Genomic DNA, 19,875 nt, shown 5'->3' with positions numbered 1-19,875 from the left:
ATTAATGGATAAGTTTTACGTCACTACACCGATTTACTACGTTAACAGTGAACCACATATTGGTTCGGCATATACTACGATTGTTGCAGATATAATAGCAAGATTTAAGAGAATGATGGGGTACGACGTTTTCTTTTTAACGGGAACGGATGAGCATGGACAAAAGGTTTTACAAGCCGCTAAAGAGAAGAATATACCTCCACAGGATTATGTTGATTCGCTTTCTTCAAAGTTTAAAGATTTATGGGATGAAATGGGGATTAGTTACAATCATTTTGTAAGAACAACCGATGATTATCATGTACAAACCGTTCAGATGTTCGTTGATAAGATGATGGAGAATGGAGATGTGTACAAAGATAAATACGCCGGCTGGTATTGCATACACGATGAATCCTTTTGGGATGAATCTGAGATAATCACTCAAGATGGCGTTAAGCTTTGTCCTGAATGTAATAGAGAATTGAAATGGGTGGAGGAAGAGAATTACTTTTTTAAACTTTCTAAATATACCAAACCGTTGTTGAAATATTATCAAAATAATCCGGATTTCGTTGAACCTTCGTTTAGAAAAAATGAGATGCTACAAATTTTGAATAATGGGTTAAAAGATCTTAGTATAACAAGGACTACATTCAATTGGGGGATCCCTTTAAAGAGCGATCCTAAACATGTGGTATATGTGTGGGTGGATGCGTTAATTAATTATGTTAGTGCAATAGGCTATTCTGATGATCAACAAAAATTCAACAGGTACTGGCCTGCCGATTTGCATCTTATTGGAAAAGAAATAAATAGGTTCCATTCGCTGATATGGCCAGCTATGTTGATGTCAGTGGGCCTACCGTTGCCAAAAAAGGTGTTCGCCCATGGATGGTTAACTGTCAACGGACAAAAGATTTCAAAATCTTTGGGAAATGCCGTTGATCCGAGAGTTCTTATGAACGCCTATGGTAGAGATGTGATCAGGTATTACTTGATGAGGGATATTGCGTTTGGTAGAGATGGAGATTTTTCGGAAGAAAACTTAATTATTAGGTACAATGCCGATTTAGTTAACGATCTAAGCAATTTAGTGCATAGAACACTTACAATGGTTGAAAAGTATTTTAACGGTATCATACCAAAACCCAAAAGGAAAGATAAGGTAGACGAAGAACTTATAGAACTTTTAGAAAGCAAGAAAACCGCTTATTTGGTGTTGATGGAGCGGTATCAGTTTACACAAGCCCTTGAGAATCTATGGGAAATCATACGTTTTTCTAATAAATACATAGATTTAACAGAACCGTGGATCTTAGGTAAGGATCCAAATGAGAAGGATAGGTTGTCCACCGTTTTATACAATTTGCTCGACGTTATTCGAATTATTTCTATTTTGATTTATCCAGTAATGCCCGATACTTCCGAAAAGATGTTAAAAAAGATAGGTTATGGTTTGGAAGTTTTAAACAGAGAGAATCTTGAAAAGGACCATTTACATAGTGGTGTTAAAGTTGGAAAAGGTGAGCCAATATTCCAAAGAATCGATGTGAAAAGTTGGAAAAGAATAATCAAAACAGTAAATATCAATAGGGAGGACGAAGTAATGTCAGAAAGTGAAAACGTTCAAAACATAATAGAAATAGATGATTTTAAAAAGATAGATTTAAGAGTTGCCAAAGTAGTTAACGCAGAAAATATTGAAAAATCTAACAAATTACTAAGACTACATCTTGATTTAGGCCAGATGGGTGAAAGACAAGTTATTGCAGGCATTAAAAACTTTTACTCACAAGAGGATTTAGTTGGTAAGAAGATAATAATAATCGCCAACCTAAAACCCGCAAAATTGATGGGCGAATTATCCGAAGGTATGCTTTTGGCGGCTAAAGATGAAAACGGTAATCTTAGTATACTGACGGTAGATAAAGATGTTGAACCTGGCGCGAAAATTTCTTAAAAGATTTCTTAATGGAGGTAATACCAAGAGATGGATGAAAAAATATTTATTAGAGATTTTACCGAGGAATTAAAAACTTCTTACTTACTTTATTCTTTAAGCGTTATTGTAAGCAGGGCTATACCCGATGTTAAAGATGGGTTAAAACCTGTTCAGAGAAGAATACTTTATTCTATGAGTGAATTGGGGTTGAAACATAACTCATCATTCAAAAAAAATGCCCGTATCGTTGGTGAGGTGATGGGTAAGTATCACCCCCATGGAGATGCAGCTATTTATGATGCCCTAGTTAGAATGGGGCAACCTTTTACTATGAGGTATCCTTTAGTTGAAGCACAGGGGAATTTTGGCTCGATAGATGGAGATCCTCCCGCGGCTATGAGGTATACAGAAGCCCGTATGCCCGAACTGGGAGAGTATATGCTCAAGGATATCGAGAAAGAAACTGTAGATTTTAGGGAGAATTTCGACGGTTCTCTGAGTGAGCCCGTCGTTTTACCTACAAGGTTGCCTAATCTTTTGATGAACGGAGCAAGCGGGATAGCGGTTGGAATGACTACAAATATCCCACCTCACAACTTAAACGAACTCGTGGAAGCATTAAAAATGTTAATAGAAAAACCAGAATGTGAAGTAAAAGATCTGTTGAAACATATTAAAGGTCCTGATTTTCCAACTGGTGGTCTAGTTGTCGACGGAGAAGGGTTAAAGGATCTATATGAAACAGGCAGAGGAAAGATAACGATTAGAGGGAAGTACAGAATTGAAGATGACGGAAAAGGAACCTCCATCGTCTTTGATGAGATCCCTTACAACGTTTCAAAAACCGATATCATTGAACAGATTGTAAAATATGTGGTTAGAACAAAAGAACAAAAGAAGGACGTCGGGATAAAAGACGTTAGAGATGAGAGCGATAAAGAAGGAATAAGACTGGTAATAGATCTGAAAAGAAATGCAAACATAAAGAGATTGATCAACGATTTGTTCAAGCATACGAATCTTCAATCTTATTTTTACGTTCAAATGAATGTAATAGATAACGAAAAGCCAACGTTGATGAATTTAAAAGGGCTTTTACAGAGCTTCTTGGACCACAGGGTTAACGTTATAACAAGAAGAACACAGTACGAATTAGACAAGGCAAGAAAGAGAGCTCATATAGTCGAAGGACTTATCAAAGCTGTTCAGGGTATTGATACTGTGGTAGAGATCATTAGAAACTCAGAAAATCCTCAAGAAGCTTTGAAAAATCTGCAAGAAACGATTGGCGTAAGTAAAGAACAGGCTAAAGCTATCGCGGATATGAGATTGATTAGCCTTTCAAAACTTGAAACCACCAACTTAAATGAAGAACTTAAGAATCTATACAAAGATATAGAAAACGCTATGGATATTTTGCAAAACAAAGAAAGATTGATGGGAGTAATCAAAGAAGAACTCGATGAAGTTATAAATAAGTTTGGTGACAAAAGAAGAACGGAGATATTGTACAACAAAGGAGATTTAGCCGAAGAGGTTGAAATGATTCAAGATGAAGATGTCGTAATAGTTTTGACCAAGTGGGGTTACCTCAAAGCCATTCCTTCATCAGAATACAAGGTTCAAGGAAGAGGCGGAAAGGGTGTAAAAGGATTAAAAATTTCTGATGAAGATGATGTGAAAGAGGTCATATACACTAACAAATTATCTAAATTAATGCTTTTTAGTTCTGCTGGTAAAGCGTATCAAATAAACGCTTACGAAATTGAATCAAGTTCGAAAAGCACAAAAGGTAAACATATCGCTAACTTCATCAGTTTAGATGAAAGTGAAGAGATAAAAAGTATCGTTGCCATATCTTTAGATGGAGATTACGATAAAGATATTCTAATTTTTACAAAACAAGGTAAGGTGAAGAGAACTTCTTTGAGAGAGTTCAGTAGTGCACGAGCTAATGGTATTAGAGCCATCAATCTGCTTGATAACGACGCAGTTGTCGATGTGTTATTGCTTGATGGAACGGATAGAGATTTGTTGGTTGTAACGAAACTAGGTATGTCGTTAATGTTCAACTCTTCCAAGGTAAGAAAGATGGGTAGAACAGCAATGGGTGTTAATTCAATAAAATTGCGTAAAGGCGATGAAGTGATCGATGTGGTGAAGGTCGAGGAAGGCAAAAAACTTTTGTTGATCACAGAAAGAGGTTATGGAAAGAGAGTTTCGTTCCATTCCTATAGGCCACAGAATCGTGGAGGAATTGGGGTAAAAACGGTACGAGATATAACAAAAATAGGTCCCATAGTTTCGACGATGAGTGTGGAAGATGGGAAGGATATACTGATATTCACTAAAAAAGGTAAGGCTATTAGGGTAAATGTAAATAATATAAATGTTTTAGGAAGAATCACCCAAGGTGTTATAATTGTTAGACTGGATGAGGACGATTCAGTTGTGGGAGTGATTGAAGTTCAAGCTAATGATGAAAAGTAATGTTATAATTATAATTTTAAACACGGAAGGGGTTAAAAAAATGGAGGAATTGACAAAAAGGCAGTCACAGGTCCTGGACTTCATAAAATCTTATATGGAAAAAAATGGATTTGCTCCAAGTATCAGAGACATTATGAAACATTTTAATTTTAAAAGTCCAAGAGCGGCACATAAGCATCTTATAATTTTGGAAAAGAAGGGTTACATCGAGCGTAAAAATGTCTCACGTGGAATAAAGATGATGCCAAAATCGGGAGAAATCTTCGCCACAGAGACTTTAGCTCCTGTTTCTGGAAAGATAGCAGCAGGAGATGCTATTGAAGCTATACAAACAATTAGCGATTACATTCCCATACCTACTAATTTTTTCCCTAAAAATTACGAATATTTTTCCCTCAGAGTTGAAGGAAATTCCATGATAGAGGCACAGATCAAAAGCGGAGATTTTGTTATAATACGTAAACAAGATTACGCGACAGATGGAGACATAGTGGTTGCATTAATCGATGGAAATGAAGCAACACTTAAAAGGTACAAAAGACTGAATGAAAACGAAGTACTGCTTGTACCAGAAAATGAAAGTATGAAAGAGATAAAGATCAAAGCTGATCATTTAAAGATACAAGGAAAAATGGTCGGCTTAATAAGAGTACTGTAAACGGACGGAAGGCCAGAGCGGGGCGAAGGGGCGCTATATACAAGAGTTTCTAAAGAAGATATTCTGTAATCAAAAGGAGCGGATATCCGTGAAAATCGCAATTGCATCTGATCATGCTGGATATGAGATGAAAGAACAGCTTAAGAACTATCTTTTAGAGAAGAAATTCGATATAATTGATTTGGGGACTAATTCTAATGCGAGTGTCGATTATCCTGATTATGCCAAAAAACTTGGTGAAAAGGTAGCCAAAGGTGAAGTTGACTTCGGAATAGGTATCTGTGGTACTGGAATCGGGATGTCGATCTCAGTTAACAAGGTTAAAGGGGTTAGAGGTGCTTTATGCTTGTATCCATCGATGGCAGAATACGCTAGAAAACATAACAACGCCAATGTTTTGGTTTTAGCAGGTAGACTTATGGGCATTGATTTAGCGATTTGGACGGTAGAAAAGTTTTTATCAACGGATTTTGAAGGTGGAAGACATAAAAGGCGTGTTGATAAAATCGACGAAATTAAGTAAAAAGGGCGAAGAAAATGAAAAGTATTAGTTTTTCAAAAGGTCTTGAGAAAGACATTAATATTAATATAAGCCATGGTTATTACGAGGAATTTTTTAAAAGATATGTTTCAAAATACGGAACTTTGATGATAATTGATTCCAATTTGAAAAAATATTTAACGACTGGGTCTGGTAACAATATCTTTTATGTAAAAGGCGGCAATGAAACCAAGTATTTCGATAAATATTTAGAACTGTGTAAGGTCATGGTGGAAGGTAGTTATAGCAATTTAGTGGTGATAGGTGGAGGTTCCTTGATTGATATGGCAGGCTTCGTTTTTCATACCTTGGATTTTCCAAAAGGAACCTTCACAGTTATACCAACAACGTTGTCTTCTATGATATATTTACCAGTTTCAGGAGAATTCTATTTAGATATGAATTACACAAGAAATTTCTTGAAGGTAAGCGGTTATCCTGATCTAGTTTATATAGATCCGTATTTTTGCAAATTTTTAGATAAAAAAGATATGAAAAACTATTTTTTCTTGGGGTATATTTTAGGGCTTTTGTTCGATAATAATTTTGCTAACCTGTCTTTGAAGTATTCTAAAAATTTCATCCGTTTAGATTTAGAGGATTATCTATATACTACTGTTAAATATGTTTTGTCCATTTATTCTAACGATTTACCGTTTCCTGGTACCAAATTGATGAAATACATAACAGACACCTCGGTTAAATCTGATTTCGTTCAAAACGAAGCTTTGTCTTTCGCTTTTCTTGCGTTTTTGAGTTTTAAATTTGGTTATATTCAAGAAGAAAGATTTCAAAATATTTTTCAAAACATAAAGAATTTTGAAGATTTGAAATCCTCAAAAATTCAAAACATCAAGGCAAAAGTGAACAACGTACCTATAAGGGAAATATTACTCAAAGAAGAAGGTTTTGTAGATTTGCTTTTGAATTTTGGGGAGTTGAAAGATCTGCTTTTAGAGTTTAAGTCTCTACTGAGAGGTGTGTGATGAAAGAGAATAATCCTAATTGGTTCAAAGTGATTTTAGTTCTAGTTTTTATTTTACCTTTGATAACCTTCGCATTGACAACGTATACTATATATTTAAAAAGTCAGATGAATAACCTTAAGCTTAAAATTGAAGAGTTAGATAATAGTCAAGTCAATATTCTAAATGAAGTTGAAACAACTTCTCAATCTGCTGTGTTAGAAGACTTAGTATTACCACAAATTGAGATTGGAAACACAATGGCTAGGGTGAGTTACAATATACAAGATCTGGATTATCAGCAGTTGCTGAACAATTCACTGACTATGTTAAAACCATACAATAAAGGTGCGGTAAGAATTTTTTACGATCAGCGTGAGGTCTTTGAAGAGGCGTTGTACGCCTTAAATAACGATATATCTTACTTTATTTTTAAAAATGGTGATAAGTATTACCTGTATCGTGCAGACTATCCTTTAGAAGAAGGTAAGCAAGAGCAGTACCTATTTTCCATTCAAATTTACCTATACACTACTCCCGCTCCTGCTATGTTCCCAACTATGGCGTTAAGACGAGGGGGTATCCCAGCTTTTGTCTTCAACGGTAAGTTTCAACAGAGTAACGAAGATTATTGGGCTATACTGGTGGGTTTGTTTGACGATTATAACGAAGCCCAAACATACTTGAGAAACATGGATGAGGATCTTGTTTTCGAGTTAACCGGTTTGGGTATAAAAGACAGATTCACTAAAGGTATATACTTTAGCGGAGCAGCAACCGAATGAGAAAAAAGCTTCTTTTCCCGGTATTAAGTATAATTGTAATCTCTTTACTTGGAATTTTAGCTCTTGATCAATATCAGGTAGGTGAAGAAGCCTCATCTAAACCTTGGCAAGAAAATAAAATAGATCTTTTATCGGCCTCAGTTGAAGAGCTGATCAGATTACCTGGTATAGGACCCGCCAAGGCACAAGCTATCATAAATTATAGGCAAGAGAAAGGCTTTAGAGAAATAGAAGATATTATGAACGTTTCTGGGATCGGAGAAAAAACATTTTCAAATATTAAAAATTATATTTATCTTTCAGAGGTTGTTTATCAAATAGTGGATGATAAAATAAATATAAATGAAGCATCTAGTGAAGAATTGGAGAGTTTGCCAGGAATAGGAAAAGTATCAGCACAGAAAATAATTGAGTATAGGGCTATTAAAGGTATAAACTCTTTAGATGATTTGGAAAAAATTGGTATTCCATCTTCTACTATAGAAAAAATAGAAGGGAAGATAGTATTTTGAAGATTTTCTTACATGTTTGTTGTGCACCTGATCTCACGGTTTCTTATAGAAAATTAGTAGAACAGGGATACGATCCCGTTGTGTTTTTTTATAATCCGAATATTTATCCTGCTCAAGAATATTCAAAAAGGTTGAATGAAGTTAAAAAATTAAGAGATATTTGGGGTTTTCAACTCTACGAAGGAGATTATGAACCCGAGAAGTTTTTAGAAAGGATCAAGGGGGAAAACAACAGCCTCAAGCGCCCCGAAGGGGGTTCAAGGAAAGGCAGCCCGAATAGATGTTATGAATGTATGAAGTTGAGGCTTGAAAAGACGAAAGCTGAAACTAAACGGTTGAATTTTTCGTTGTATTCAACGACTCTTCTTGCTTCCCCTCGAAAGTCTCACAGCGATATTTTAGAAATAGCGAACAATTTAGGCAAAGAAGAAAATCCATCTTTTAAGTATGTAAATTTCAGGTCCAATAACGGCGTTCATATGGCAGCAATACTATGTAAGACTTACAATATCTACCGTCAAAATTACTGTGGTTGTTCTTTTTCTTTGAATGAATCAAAAAGATATGAAGAGGAGTCTAAACAAAAAAATTATAAGAATTTAGTTGAGTTAATTAGCGAAGAATTAACACAAAAATACTTTAAATATTACAAAAAAGACTTGCTTAGAATTCCACAAGATATTCCAGCAAAACTTTTAGAAAATGTTGGATTGCACTTTTTGAAATATTTGAAACCTCAAATCATCTTAATGAAAAAGGAAATAGCCCAAGATTTTAACATCGTTACAAGTTCCAGATACAAGATCGACAATTGGAAAGGGAAGGTAATATTATGGTGAAAGAGGGGTAATCGAGATGGCTAAATATAATCTGCGAATCTCTGAAGATGGTATGGTGGCATCTTTAAAATTAATAGACGATGGACGACCACCTACTATTGAAGGAATAAAATCTTTCCTAAAAGAGAAAGGGGTGGTAGTAGGGATAAAGCCAGAAGTTATTGAAGAAATTGTCTCTCAACCCAAATATGATAAGGAATATTCTATTGCTTATGGAATACCTCCCAAGGTTGGGCAAGATGCGCAGTTAATCTTTCAGCAGAATATTGAAGAAAAGCTTAATAGTACCGTAAATAGCTATGTTGATTTAAAAGAAAGTAGCCAATTGATAATTGTAAAAAGAGGAGATACACTAGCAGAAATAATTCCTCCAACGCAAGGCGAGCCCGGAAAAACAGTACGGGGTGAAAAGATCGAAGGTATTGTGGGAAAAGATTTAAAACTAAAGTTAGGCAATAACGTCGAAGTAAACAACAATAAAATAATCTCAAAGATAGATGGGAAGTTTGTTAGTAAAGAAGAGCCGAATGGTGAGATAAATTTAGATGTTTCTGACGAACATAAGATAGATGGGAATATTGATTACTCTACAGGTAATGTCCGCTTTCCAGGAAAATTGTTCATCAACGGGGATGTTAAATCGGGTTTTTTTGTTGAGGCTATTTCTTATTTAGAGATCAAGGGTGTGGTCGAATCTGCTACGGTATTTTGTGAAGGGGAAGCCAATATATTCGGAATAAAAGGTGCAGGAAAAAGTTCTATAAAGGCTAAAATCTTGAGGAGCAACTACATTGAAAACGCCAATGTTGAAGCAGAAGAAGATGTAATTGTTAAAACAGCCATCGTCAATTCTAATATAAAAGCAGGTAAACATGTCATTATTGAGGGTGGTAACGGAAAGATTTCAGGTGGATATACTTTAGCTACCAACCTCATCGAAGCGGAAATATTGGGAAGCGAAATGGGTGTCAGAACTGTCTGTGAGGCGGGTGTCTTACCCGACCTAAACGAAGAGTTAATTAAATTAGAACAAAAAATTGCCCTCGATACGGAAAATCTTAGGAAACTAAGTTCTATAATCAAAGGGATCCAAATTTTAAAAGAAAAAGGTAAAGCAGACGCAAAGAGGTTAGAATACTACAGGAAATGCCTTAACACCTATAAAATTCTTTTATCAGAAGTAAAAACAGATAAAGAAAAGCTGGAGGAGATTAAAAATAAAATTCAATCTTCTATAGAATCTGCATTTATTATCGCAAAAAAAGTGGTACACCCAGGGACTGAAATAATCATACACAAGAAAAAATTTATACCCACGAAGCCGATGACAAAGGTAGTTTTTAAACTCGAGGGTGAAGAGATAGTTCCTCACGGTTATCAAGAGGAAACAAATGTTCCCAGATAACAAACTAGTAAATCAAAAACTTTTTCCTTACGGGGGGAGCAGGGTGAAAGGGCGCTAAAATCAAAAACAATTAGGAGAAATAACATATGTATCGATCTATTAAAATATCTTTTCTTATTTTTTCTATTTTTTTTATATCTTTGCCTATTTACGCAGGTACTTTGGATAGCTACGTTTATACTTTTGATACTGATGAATTATTAGTTTCATCCCAGAGAAGTTTGAACGTTTTGGGATTGTATTTAAAATATTATGAAACAGGTAATGAAGAATATAAAACTGCAGCTAATCAAACAAGGCCTTATATACTTTCTTCTTTAAAACCTGATGATTCAGCAGCTTTAAACGTTCTTTCAGAGTACCAACCTGGTAATCAGGTGGAGAGTATCAATAGGATTGAGATATTAATCAATAATTACCCCAACTCAGTGATTCTTAATGCTCTCAAAATTTTATTTAATTTCGAAGTCTGGGAAAAATTCAACAACATGGAAGCATTTAAGAAAATTTTAAGTTCTATTGATACAATAGAGAAAACAATTGGCGAGAACCCCTTTTCAATTTATTACAAGTCAATTCTAACTTGGGAAGAGGAAAACCTTCAAGAAAAAGAAAACATATTCGAGAATCTGGAAAAAGCCTTTTTTTCTTATCCTTCAAACAGAAAAATTCAAGAATTGCTTATAGTTCAAGCATTTGAATTAGGCAAGTATGAAAGGGTGAAACAACTCTCAACGGATTATGTGAATCGTTCACAAAAAGACGAAAGAATAATGTTTTTAATAGCCCTTTCATATTACAACTTGGATGAAAAATCAGAATCAAGAAAAATTGTCGATTGGATTCTTCAAAATTCTAATAAAAAAACCGTTCTCTCGAAAAGTTATGAGCTTTTGGGCGATATTTCAGAAACCAACTCTCAGAAAGTAAATTATTATAAGACCGCTATCGATCTTGATCCTGAAAATGCAGAAGCTTTAGCTAAGCTTGGAATAACTTTGTACAAGAGTAATAAAGCCACCACTGACAATTTGACAATTTCAAGAATTTATTTAACAAAAGCACTCATGTATGATCCGGATAACTCTGATATAAAAGAAACTTTGAACACTATAGACAGAAAACTTTCCGGAAAACATTTCTTGACCACGTTGTTAACTTTATTTATAGTAATTTTGGCTATATTCTATATTGTATTCAGATTTGGGAGTAAAGAAGACAGCCTCACGGCAAGTAAGGAGGAAAGAAATTGACGATGATTAATGACAACAATTGTATAAAAGTGCTAGATAAAGGTTTTGTTACCCTTGTTGATATTATGGGAGATGACAGATCTGCGGTTAGGGCTGCCAGAGTCTCACACGGAAAAGATATATCTACCGATGAGAGGGATAGAAAACTCATAGACTACTTGATGGAACATGGACATCTTTCCCCCTTTGAACATATCACTTTTACATTTCATGTTAAAGCACCCATCTTTGTTGTTAGGCAATGGTTCCGCCATAGGATAGGAATGTCTCCCAATGAAATAAGTAGAAGATACACATCAAAAAATGTCAACGAGTTTTATGTCCCGGATCATATAAGGCTGCAGGACACAAAAGATAAGCAAAATAGTATCCTTGTTAATGATGAAAAATTAAAAAATGAAGCAATTGAAGTTTTAGAAGAAATTTACAAAAAAAGTTACGAGGCTTATGAGAAACTTATAAATATGGGTGTAGCTAGAGAAATGGCACGTATTATACTACCCGTAGGGGAATACACTGAGTTTTATTTAACTACCAATGCTAGAGCATTGATGCATTTCTTGGATTTAAGGGCGTCTTCACACGCACAATGGGAAATTCAAGAGTACGCTAAGGCTTTGGCGCAATTTTTTCAAAAAACTTGTCCTTGGAGTTATGACGCTTATTTGAAGCATCAGTATAAAGGGGACCTTTTAAAGTTGCTTCAATAGTGGGCCCCGCTTTTTCAGCTTCTAGGTTTTAGGAACCGTTGGTCCCTTCCTAAGAAAGGCAGGGAGTGGGGCAAAGAGGCTTATCAAAGCACAAAAAAATTAGGAGGTTTTAATATGAAAAAACATTTTCTTCTATTTGCTGTCTTTCTCATCGCAGGATTTGCATTTTCAATAACCCTTTTAAACGACATTTCTTACAACGTTGACATATCTTATGCAGCGACGGATGTGGAAAGGGTGTTAACAAATTATGGTATACAGGAAGGCTTCTATATTGGGGATGTAGATATCAGATTAGCCCTTCAAGAAATATTAAAGTTAGGTTATTTTACCTCAGTGTCTTACAATTTGGATGATAATGGGAATCTAGAAATCATATTTAAGCCCAATCCTATTGTATCAAATTATGAAGTTGAGATCTTAGGGAATGAATTGATAGACAAAAAAAATATTCGTTCGTCGATCAGTTTAAACACAAATATTCCATTGAATCTAAACGATTATCAAACCTCTATGAAAAACATACAAGATTTGTATATAAAAAACGGTTATCAATTCGTTGATATATACTCCAATCTAAAAATGACGGGGGATGGAATCACCTTAGAAGCAACAGAGATAAACAATAAAGAATATTCATCTGATACTTTGGTTTTCATCGTTAAAGAGTATTCTCTTTGGGATTTAGACTTAAGGGGGGAGTTATCCAAACTGGATAAAGAAGACATAAAGAAAAGAATTGGTTTTGATTTTAGAAAAGATTGGAACAATAAATTCTTCTTGCTTAGGCCCAACGCCAAAGAAACTTACCCAAGTTTTCAAAAGATTCAAAATATATTGAACTCGTTAAATCAAATACCGTTTTTCTCCGCAAATACTAATTTGCGTTTCGAAGTAACCGAAGTAGAAGAGAACAAAGGTGGAGAGTTATTACTTGTTTTAGAAGGTAACTTAAGAAAAGTTGTTTCCCAAGAGCCGGTAACAGTAAATAGTATCTCTTTTGTTGGAAATGAAAGTATAGAAGATTTTAGATTGAATGAGGTTGTAAATAAGTTTGTCCCAATAGGAGAACCAGTAAATAATTTAGACATTCTGAACGCTTACGATAACGTCCAAAAACTTTATTATGACAGCGGATATATTTACACCTTAATTACCCCTAAATACCAAGATGAGGAGTTAATATTTGAAATAACAGAACCAAAGGTAGGAGACGTCCAAATAACTCAGGAAGCAACCGCTAAAACCCAACCGTACATAGTTGATTCTTTAGTTAAGATAAAACCAGGCGAAGTTTTTAACCAGCAAAAGTTACAAGATACGTATACATCCTTCATGGGAACTGGATTTTTTAAAGACGTTATAATACAGCCCATTCAGCAGGGCGAAGATGTAATAGGTTTCAAGATAACCCCCATAGAAAGTGAAAAATTAGGAAAATTAATGGGAGGTATAACCTGGACCTTACCAGAAGATGCCGAATGGTATCAAGGTTTTACGGGCGAGCTAGAGGTTCAATGGTTAAATCCTTTTGGATACGGACAAACATTTTCTCTTAACACATCTTTGAATCCTTTGAGAAATTACTATTCTGTTGGATTCGATTACAATGTTATTAAGTTGGCTGGTAGCAATCTTGATTTAGGTGCTGGCATACATTATACGGTAAGTGAAGATGGAGAGTATTATTCGAACATTGGAGAAGATGCAACGAACTATCTGTCATTATCTGTAGCTCCAAGATACAGTATACAAGACTTCTCTTACATAACGAGTTCTTTTACCTACAATAACTACACATTGGTAGCGGGAGACAATCTTAATGTAATTTCTGGATCTGTCGGGTACCTATACAACAGTTTAGACAGCCCTTTTAGACCACATAAAGGTCAATATTTCCAAATAAACGGCATCGGTGGGGTTGAAACAAGCAATGCCAATTACTATATTGGTGCCAACACTGAAGGTAAATTGTTTTACAGTTTTTATAAATTCACTTTGGGAAATAGACTAAAATTAGGTACCGTGTATAATTCTAACATCGATTCTAACCTTCACTATCAATACAATGTGGGAGGAATGTACTCTGTAAGGACTTCTGATTTTTACGCACAGGAAGGAGAAAATGTGCTTTTATTCAACACCGAGTTGGCTTATGAACTTGCCACAGGCCAAGTTCCTTTAGATCTTATCGCCTATTTTGATTACGGTAGTGCTCAAAATGACGTTAGTAACCTTATTGGGGACGGTATCCTGTCTTTTGGCGGTGGATTAAGGTTCACAATTCCTTTATTTGGACAAATAGGCTTCGGATATGGATGGGATCAGGACTTAGAAGGAAAGGTTTGGTTCGGTTTCGGGCAGACCTTTTAACCTTTTAGTCTTTTAAGGGGGATCTTTAGTTGAACAAAAATTCTAATATTTTTGTAAAGTTTAAAGAAAATTGGAAGAAGTATGTTATTCAAAGTTTGTTGGCTACCGTCACGATTTTTTTCATACTTCTGATTTTAAATGTTCAAGACAGGCCCATAATAGTCAGTTCTTTAGGGGCATCGACTTTTATAGTTTTTGCGATGCCACAAAGTATGGTCGCTAAGACTAGAAACTTGGTGGGTGGACATGCCGTAGGATTTATATGCGGAACTATTTTTTCTCTTTTGCTTAACAGTAATTTTGTATTCTCTAATTTATCGTACGCCCTCGCAGTAGGTCTATCAACATTTATCATGGTTATCATAGATACAGAACATCCTCCAGCTGCAGGTACGGCATTGAGTTTGAGTATAAACGGTTTTAGTTTAAATGCATTTTTGTCTGTCTTTATTAGTGTAACAATCTTGTCGGTTGTCCATCATTTTTTAAAACCTTATATGATAGATTTAATATAAAACGAAATAGAAAAGTAACTTTGTTTTATTATTTGTGTTATTTGAATATGTTATCTTATGAACAACTAAATTATATAAAGCGGAGGCGCAACCGAGAATAGTACCTTCTTCTTTTCAAAGAGGGTAATTTAGAAGAAGTGAAAGGCGAGGTTGCCGAAGAAGTGAGAAGAAAACCCTCATCTTCTAACTTCTGGGTATGTGGGGAATACCTGCATAACTGTCACGTGAAGAACGTGGAGAGCCGCTGAAAATGAGAAAAAATATTTTCTTATTATTTAAACCTCTCCACAGTGAGAGGTTTTTTAATCTTTGGAGGTGCTTTTTTTGAAAGTTGGAGTTGTAGGAGCTACCGGTGAGGTAGGAAGAACATTTTTAAAGCTATTTGAAGAATACAAACTAATAAATGAAATTTCCGAATTACGTTTGTTTGCATCTGAAAGATCTCAAGGGCAGGAGATTGAGGTAGGTTCTAAAAGATACACCGTGGAAAAGTTAAAAGAAGAAAATATGAAAGAGAAGTTTGATTACCTTTTTTTCTCGGCTGGAGCCTCAGTGTCAAAAAGATTTGCCCCAATAGCTCAACAATCAGGTAATGTTGTTATAGACAATTCTTCACAATTTAGGATGGACGAAAAGGTCCCACTTGTTGTTCCAGAAGTTAATGCAGAGTTGTTGAAAAATTACAAAGGAATAATTGCGAACCCTAACTGTTCTACTATTCAAATGGTTTTAGCCCTTAACGGTATCCATCGTGAGTTAGGTTTAAAAGAGATAGTTGTATCTACATACCAGGCAGTATCCGGTGCTGGAAACAAGGGTATAACCGAGCTTTTAAACCAAGAAAAAGGCATAAACGAAGTAAGACATTTCCCAAAGGTTATAAAAAACAACGTTATACCTTTGATAGGCGAAAAAATGGAGAATGGGTTTACTTTTGAAGAAGAAAAGATGATAAACGAAACCAGAAAAATCTATTCTGATAAAGAGATTAAAATATTTCCAACTACCGTTAGAGTGCCTGTTCTCTACGGTCATTCCGAATCCATTTTCTTTAGAACAAAGATAGATTCTACCGTTGATGAGATTATAAAATATATTGAATCAACCCCAAACGTCGAGTACAACGAGGAAAAAATCACCCCTGTAGAAGTTGCAGGAAGTGATATCACATTTGTCTCTAGAATAAGAAAGATCGAAGAAAAAACTTTTTTGATGTGGGTAATAGCGGATAATATAAGAGTTGGTGCTGCTACCAATGCAATTAGAATACTTCAAAAACACAGGGAATTGAATTGAGGTGCAGGTTTTGAAAAAAGAACTTCCATTTTCAGAGGAAAATATAAATAATCTCTTAAAGAACGTACAAACACCTTTTTATCTCTACGATGAAGAAGGTATAAGAAATAGAATAAGAGCCTTAAAAGACGCCTTTTCTTGGGCGGATTTCAAAGAATTTTTTGCTGTGAAGGCAACCCCTAATCCCTATATTTTAAAGATCGCAAAAGAAGAAGGTTGTGGAGTCGATTGCAGCTCAATGGCTGAATTAGTGGCAGCAGAAAAAAGCGGATTTGTAAAAAACGAGATCCTCTTTACATCCAACGACACCCCTTTACAAGAGTATGAAAAGGCTTTATCCTTAAACGCCATATTGAATCTTGACGATGTAAGCCATATCGATTTATTAAAAGAAAAGTATACGTTACCTGATTTGATATCTATCAGGTACAATCCAGGCGGGGATTTTGGAAACGAGATAATAGGGAATTTAAAGGAATCAAAATTCGGAGTGCCAAAAAATGATCTTATAAAAGGATACAGGAGACTCAAAGATTATGGGGTTCAAAGGTTCGGACTGCATGCGATGCTGATTTCAAACGAATTGAACCCTCAAAATATAATAAAAGTCGCTCAATTTCTTTTTGAAACGGCTGTAGAAGTCCATAAAAAATTAGGAATATATTTTGAATTCATAGATCTCGGTGGTGGTTTTGGTATACCTTATAAACCCGAAGAGAAGGAACTTGATATATATTATGTTTCACAACAAATAAAAAGTTTGTATGAGAATATTTTATTAAAAAATGGACTAAAGCCTCCAAAGATATTCATGGAGCATGGAAGATACATTACAGGGCCTAATGGCTACTTAATAACCAAAGTATTGCATATAAAAGATTCCTATAAAAAATATGCTGGAATTGACGCCAACTCTGCAAATTTATTGAGACCTGCTATGTATAAGGCGTATCATCATATAACGGTTTTAAACAAAAACCCTGATGAAGAAAAAGAGATGTACGATGTGGTGGGATCGTTATGCGAAAATAACGACAAACTAGCAACAGATCGATTATTACCAAAATTGGAACGGGGAGACGTACTAATTTTTCACGATGTAGGTGCACATGGGTACTCCATGGGATTCAACTATAACGGAAAATTAAGATCTGCTGAGTATTTGTTCACCAAAGAAAGAGAATTCAAAATGATAAGAAGAGCCGAAACGTTGGATGATTACTTTGCTACTTTAAATTTCTAATTCTATTGTAAGACAGGCTGCATCTCCTTATGGGTGGGGGGCGGGGGAAGAGCGCTAAAAAGAAAGACATAAAATTTTAAAAGGAGGAATTTCACATGTTTACTGGTCTTGGAACAGCTATGATCACACCTTTCGACCAAGAAACAAACGTCGATTATAATTCACTAAGATCTTTTGTTGAATATCAGCTTGATAACGGTGTTGACAGTTTAATAGTTTTGGGAACTACTGGAGAAGCACCTGCCATTGAAGAAGATGAAAGAGAAAAAATAGTCAACACAGTAATAGAAGTTGTTAATAAAAAGGTCCCCGTTATTGTAGGAACAGGAACAAACAATGTGAATCATGTTTTGAAAAACAATAAAATGGCGGAAAGTGCTGGAGCTGATGGTTTATTAATCGTTACTCCCTACTATAATAAGAGCACACAAAAGGGATTGGTAGAATATTTTAAATACATCTCTGAAAGAACAACTTTACCAATAATAATGTACAACGTTCCTTCGAGAACCGGCATGAATATAATTCCAGAAACAGCTGTTTCTATTCACGAAAACTGTAAAAACGTTATTGGAGTGAAAGAAGCTAGCGGTAATATAGCTCAAATAGGAGAATTATTTTCTATAAAACCAGATTCTCTTAAGGTGTTTTCAGGAAACGACGATCAAGTCCTTCCTATAATGAGTTTAGGCGGAGATGGGCTTATCTCGGTTGCATCCAATGTTGCCCCAAGACCTTTCGTTGAATTAACCCATAGCATTCTCAACAACGATTTAGAAAAGGCTAGAAAATTAAACAATCAATTTATGAAACTTAACAAACTTTTATTCAAAGAGGTTAATCCCATTCCTGTCAAATATGCCGTTTCTTTACTGGGCTTATGCGAAAATGTCGTGAGATTACCATTGGTGAAAGCAAGCCAAGAAACAGAGAAACTTTTAAAAGAAGAGATGGAAAGGTTGAATCTTTTATGAAGATAGGCATAGTCGGATACAAAGGAAGAATGGGAAAAGAGATAAGAGACCTCTTTGAAGAGAAGAGCCATGAATTTGTCTGGGGATACGACAAAGATGGTGAGTATTTTCAAAAAAACCCTCAAATTATTATCGATTTTTCACTTCCTGAAGTTTTTGAAAAAACTGAAGAATACGTGAAAAAATTTAACGTTCCATTGATCATTGGAACAACAGGACTTCAAGAGGAACAAATTGAAGCTTTAAAGGCTTTAGCTAAAGAGGTACCAGTAGTTCAAAGCTACAACTTTTCAATCGGCATACAATTATTTTTAAAAATGGTAGATATTTTGAAAGACAAAATCGATGGTTGGGACGTTGAGATAGTTGAAACACACCATAGATTTAAAAAAGATAAACCTTCTGGAACAGCCAAGATGATAAAAGAAAGCTTGAATAAAGATGTTCCTATAAGCTCATTAAGACTCGGGAATGTAGCAGGCGACCATGTATTGTACATGGCAAACTTGGGAGAAGTTCTCAGTATTTCTCATAGAGCTTTATCAAGAAGAGCCTTCGCAGAAGGTGTTCTTAAATCGGCAAAGTTTGTAATAAATAAAAAGAATGGGTATTTTACCTTTACCGACGTAATTTAAGTGGGACGAAGGGGCGCTAAAACAGTTAAAAGGAGGTCATTATGAACACCGAAGAAATAATAAATTTAATATCAAACTCAAAGAAAAAAAATCCTTTAAAGGTGTACCTTAAAGGTAACCTTAAAGAAATAGATTTTTCCAATGTTGAATTTTATGGTAACGACAAATTCGGAATCTTGTTTTGTGAAGAAGAAGATTTCAAAAGAATTTATGAGAACAATAAAGATTCTATAAGTAATTATAGAATAGAAAGGGATAGAAAGAATTCAGCCATCCCTTTGGCAGATTTATCTAAATACAATGCAAGAATAGAACCGGGCGCCATAATAAGAGACCTAGTGGAGATAGGCGATGGTTGTGTTATTATGATGGGTGCCGTTATCAATATAGGTGCTAGTATTAAAGAAAACACGATGATAGATATGAACGTCGTTATAGGAGGGAGGGCTCAAATAGGTAAAAATTGCCATATTGGGGCAGGAACTGTTGTAGCGGGGGTAATAGAACCTCCAAGCGCTCAACCAGTTGTGATCGAGGATAATGTTCTTATTGGAGCAAACGCGGTTGTATTAGAAGGAGTGAAAGTAGGACAGGGATCAATAGTCGGAGCTGGCTCTGTTGTAATTTCTGATGTAGAACCATACTCTGTGGTAGCGGGAGTCCCTGCGAAATTTATTAAGAAGATCGACGATAAAACAAAAGCCAAAACGCAACTCGTAGAAGGACTTAGAAGATTGAAATAATTATTTCATACCTA

The 19,875-nt window shown here is 35.2% G+C and carries 18 protein-coding genes and 1 riboswitch; all 18 genes read left to right on the top strand.

What is annotated here, in order from left to right:
* Positions 1 to 4: 4 nt before the first annotated feature.
* The 18 genes from metG to dapD all read left to right on the top strand — a co-directional run bounded on the left by metG (position 5) and on the right by dapD (position 19,861).
* A complete protein-coding gene (gene metG, locus AA80_RS06255) occupies positions 5 to 1,942 on the top strand; it encodes a methionine--tRNA ligase (RefSeq protein WP_103876937.1) in 1,938 nt (645 codons plus the stop codon).
* Between the two features lie 30 nt (positions 1,943 to 1,972).
* Positions 1,973 to 4,414 carry a DNA gyrase subunit A gene (gene gyrA, locus AA80_RS06250; RefSeq protein WP_103876936.1) on the top strand — a complete coding sequence of 814 codons (2,442 nt, stop codon included), beginning with the start codon at positions 1,973 to 1,975 and terminating at the stop codon, positions 4,412 to 4,414.
* 40 nt (positions 4,415 to 4,454) lie between these two features.
* Positions 4,455 to 5,072 carry a transcriptional repressor LexA gene (gene lexA, locus AA80_RS06245; RefSeq protein ID WP_103876944.1) on the top strand — a complete coding sequence of 206 codons (618 nt, stop codon included), beginning with the start codon at positions 4,455 to 4,457 and terminating at the stop codon, positions 5,070 to 5,072.
* An 88-nt stretch (positions 5,073 to 5,160) separates the two neighbouring features.
* Positions 5,161 to 5,595 carry a ribose 5-phosphate isomerase B gene (gene rpiB, locus AA80_RS06240; protein ID WP_103876935.1) on the top strand — a complete coding sequence of 145 codons (435 nt, stop codon included), beginning with the start codon at positions 5,161 to 5,163 and terminating at the stop codon, positions 5,593 to 5,595.
* A gap of 14 nt (positions 5,596 to 5,609) precedes the next feature.
* Entirely contained in the window at positions 5,610 to 6,599 is a 990-nt protein-coding gene (locus AA80_RS06235) for a dehydroquinate synthase/iron-containing alcohol dehydrogenase family protein (RefSeq protein ID WP_103876934.1), read from the top strand.
* Positions 6,599 to 7,363: a hypothetical protein gene (locus AA80_RS06230; protein WP_103876933.1), complete on the top strand. Its 765-nt coding sequence runs from the start codon at positions 6,599 to 6,601 to the stop codon at positions 7,361 to 7,363. The genes AA80_RS06235 and AA80_RS06230 overlap by 1 nt, the downstream gene beginning before the upstream one ends.
* On the top strand, positions 7,360 to 7,875 hold the full coding sequence (locus AA80_RS06225; RefSeq protein ID WP_103876932.1) for a ComEA family DNA-binding protein: 516 nt from the start codon (positions 7,360 to 7,362) through the stop codon (positions 7,873 to 7,875). Before AA80_RS06230 ends, AA80_RS06225 begins: the two co-directional genes overlap by 4 nt.
* Positions 7,872 to 8,714, top strand: a complete 843-nt coding sequence (locus AA80_RS06220; RefSeq protein WP_158248406.1) for an epoxyqueuosine reductase QueH — start codon at positions 7,872 to 7,874, stop codon at positions 8,712 to 8,714. The genes AA80_RS06225 and AA80_RS06220 overlap by 4 nt, the downstream gene beginning before the upstream one ends.
* Before the next feature lie 16 nt (positions 8,715 to 8,730).
* Complete coding sequence (locus AA80_RS06215; RefSeq protein WP_103876930.1) at positions 8,731 to 10,119, top strand: flagellar assembly protein A; 1,389 nt, start codon at positions 8,731 to 8,733, stop codon at positions 10,117 to 10,119.
* Positions 10,120 to 10,205: 86 nt separating this feature from the next.
* Positions 10,206 to 11,372 carry a tetratricopeptide repeat protein gene (locus AA80_RS06210; protein WP_103876929.1) on the top strand — a complete coding sequence of 389 codons (1,167 nt, stop codon included), beginning with the start codon at positions 10,206 to 10,208 and terminating at the stop codon, positions 11,370 to 11,372.
* Positions 11,373 to 11,374: 2 nt separating this feature from the next.
* Positions 11,375 to 12,082, top strand: a complete 708-nt coding sequence (gene thyX, locus AA80_RS06205; RefSeq protein WP_103876943.1) for an FAD-dependent thymidylate synthase — start codon at positions 11,375 to 11,377, stop codon at positions 12,080 to 12,082.
* A 114-nt stretch (positions 12,083 to 12,196) separates the two neighbouring features.
* Positions 12,197 to 14,455 carry a BamA/OMP85 family outer membrane protein gene (locus AA80_RS06200; protein WP_103876928.1) on the top strand — a complete coding sequence of 753 codons (2,259 nt, stop codon included), beginning with the start codon at positions 12,197 to 12,199 and terminating at the stop codon, positions 14,453 to 14,455.
* A 29-nt stretch (positions 14,456 to 14,484) separates the two neighbouring features.
* Positions 14,485 to 14,970, top strand: coding sequence for an HPP family protein (locus AA80_RS06195; protein ID WP_103876927.1), 486 nt, complete (start codon positions 14,485 to 14,487; stop codon positions 14,968 to 14,970).
* Positions 14,971 to 15,042: 72 nt separating this feature from the next.
* Positions 15,043 to 15,222: riboswitch (Lysine riboswitch) on the top strand.
* Positions 15,223 to 15,294: 72 nt separating this feature from the next.
* The gene (locus tag AA80_RS06190) at positions 15,295 to 16,266 is read left to right on the top strand and encodes an aspartate-semialdehyde dehydrogenase (protein ID WP_103876926.1); all 972 of its coding nucleotides are present in this window, start codon (positions 15,295 to 15,297) and stop codon (positions 16,264 to 16,266) included.
* Between the two features lies 1 nt (position 16,267).
* Positions 16,268 to 17,509: a diaminopimelate decarboxylase gene (gene lysA, locus AA80_RS06185; RefSeq protein WP_103876925.1), complete on the top strand. Its 1,242-nt coding sequence runs from the start codon at positions 16,268 to 16,270 to the stop codon at positions 17,507 to 17,509.
* A 95-nt stretch (positions 17,510 to 17,604) separates the two neighbouring features.
* Positions 17,605 to 18,483: a 4-hydroxy-tetrahydrodipicolinate synthase gene (gene dapA / locus AA80_RS06180; RefSeq protein WP_103876924.1), complete on the top strand. Its 879-nt coding sequence runs from the start codon at positions 17,605 to 17,607 to the stop codon at positions 18,481 to 18,483.
* Positions 18,480 to 19,118, top strand: a complete 639-nt coding sequence (locus AA80_RS06175; protein ID WP_103876923.1) for a 4-hydroxy-tetrahydrodipicolinate reductase — start codon at positions 18,480 to 18,482, stop codon at positions 19,116 to 19,118. Before dapA ends, AA80_RS06175 begins: the two co-directional genes overlap by 4 nt.
* Before the next feature lie 41 nt (positions 19,119 to 19,159).
* A complete protein-coding gene (gene dapD / locus AA80_RS06170; protein ID WP_103876922.1) occupies positions 19,160 to 19,861 on the top strand; it encodes a 2,3,4,5-tetrahydropyridine-2,6-dicarboxylate N-acetyltransferase in 702 nt (233 codons plus the stop codon).
* Positions 19,862 to 19,875 lie beyond the last annotated feature (14 nt).

Origin of the sequence: Petrotoga sibirica DSM 13575 (genome assembly GCF_002924625.1) — a bacterium.
GTDB lineage: Bacteria > Thermotogota > Thermotogae > Petrotogales > Petrotogaceae > Petrotoga > Petrotoga sibirica.
The sequence above is the reverse complement of the archived record's forward strand: the minus strand, read 5'-3'. Positions and strand labels throughout refer to the sequence as shown.

Coding starts and splice junctions, on each gene's coding strand:
- metG (WP_103876937.1), top strand. CDS start 5: ATGGATAAGTTTTACGTCACTACACCGATTTACTACGTTAACAGTGAA.
- gyrA (WP_103876936.1), top strand. CDS start 1,973: ATGGATGAAAAAATATTTATTAGAGATTTTACCGAGGAATTAAAAACT.
- lexA (WP_103876944.1), top strand. CDS start 4,455: ATGGAGGAATTGACAAAAAGGCAGTCACAGGTCCTGGACTTCATAAAA.
- AA80_RS06235 (WP_103876934.1), top strand. CDS start 5,610: ATGAAAAGTATTAGTTTTTCAAAAGGTCTTGAGAAAGACATTAATATT.
- AA80_RS06230 (WP_103876933.1), top strand. CDS start 6,599: ATGAAAGAGAATAATCCTAATTGGTTCAAAGTGATTTTAGTTCTAGTT.
- AA80_RS06225 (WP_103876932.1), top strand. CDS start 7,360: ATGAGAAAAAAGCTTCTTTTCCCGGTATTAAGTATAATTGTAATCTCT.
- AA80_RS06215 (WP_103876930.1), top strand. CDS start 8,731: ATGGCTAAATATAATCTGCGAATCTCTGAAGATGGTATGGTGGCATCT.
- AA80_RS06210 (WP_103876929.1), top strand. CDS start 10,206: ATGTATCGATCTATTAAAATATCTTTTCTTATTTTTTCTATTTTTTTT.
- thyX (WP_103876943.1), top strand. CDS start 11,375: ATGATTAATGACAACAATTGTATAAAAGTGCTAGATAAAGGTTTTGTT.
- AA80_RS06200 (WP_103876928.1), top strand. CDS start 12,197: ATGAAAAAACATTTTCTTCTATTTGCTGTCTTTCTCATCGCAGGATTT.
- dapA (WP_103876924.1), top strand. CDS start 17,605: ATGTTTACTGGTCTTGGAACAGCTATGATCACACCTTTCGACCAAGAA.
- AA80_RS06175 (WP_103876923.1), top strand. CDS start 18,480: ATGAAGATAGGCATAGTCGGATACAAAGGAAGAATGGGAAAAGAGATA.
- dapD (WP_103876922.1), top strand. CDS start 19,160: ATGAACACCGAAGAAATAATAAATTTAATATCAAACTCAAAGAAAAAA.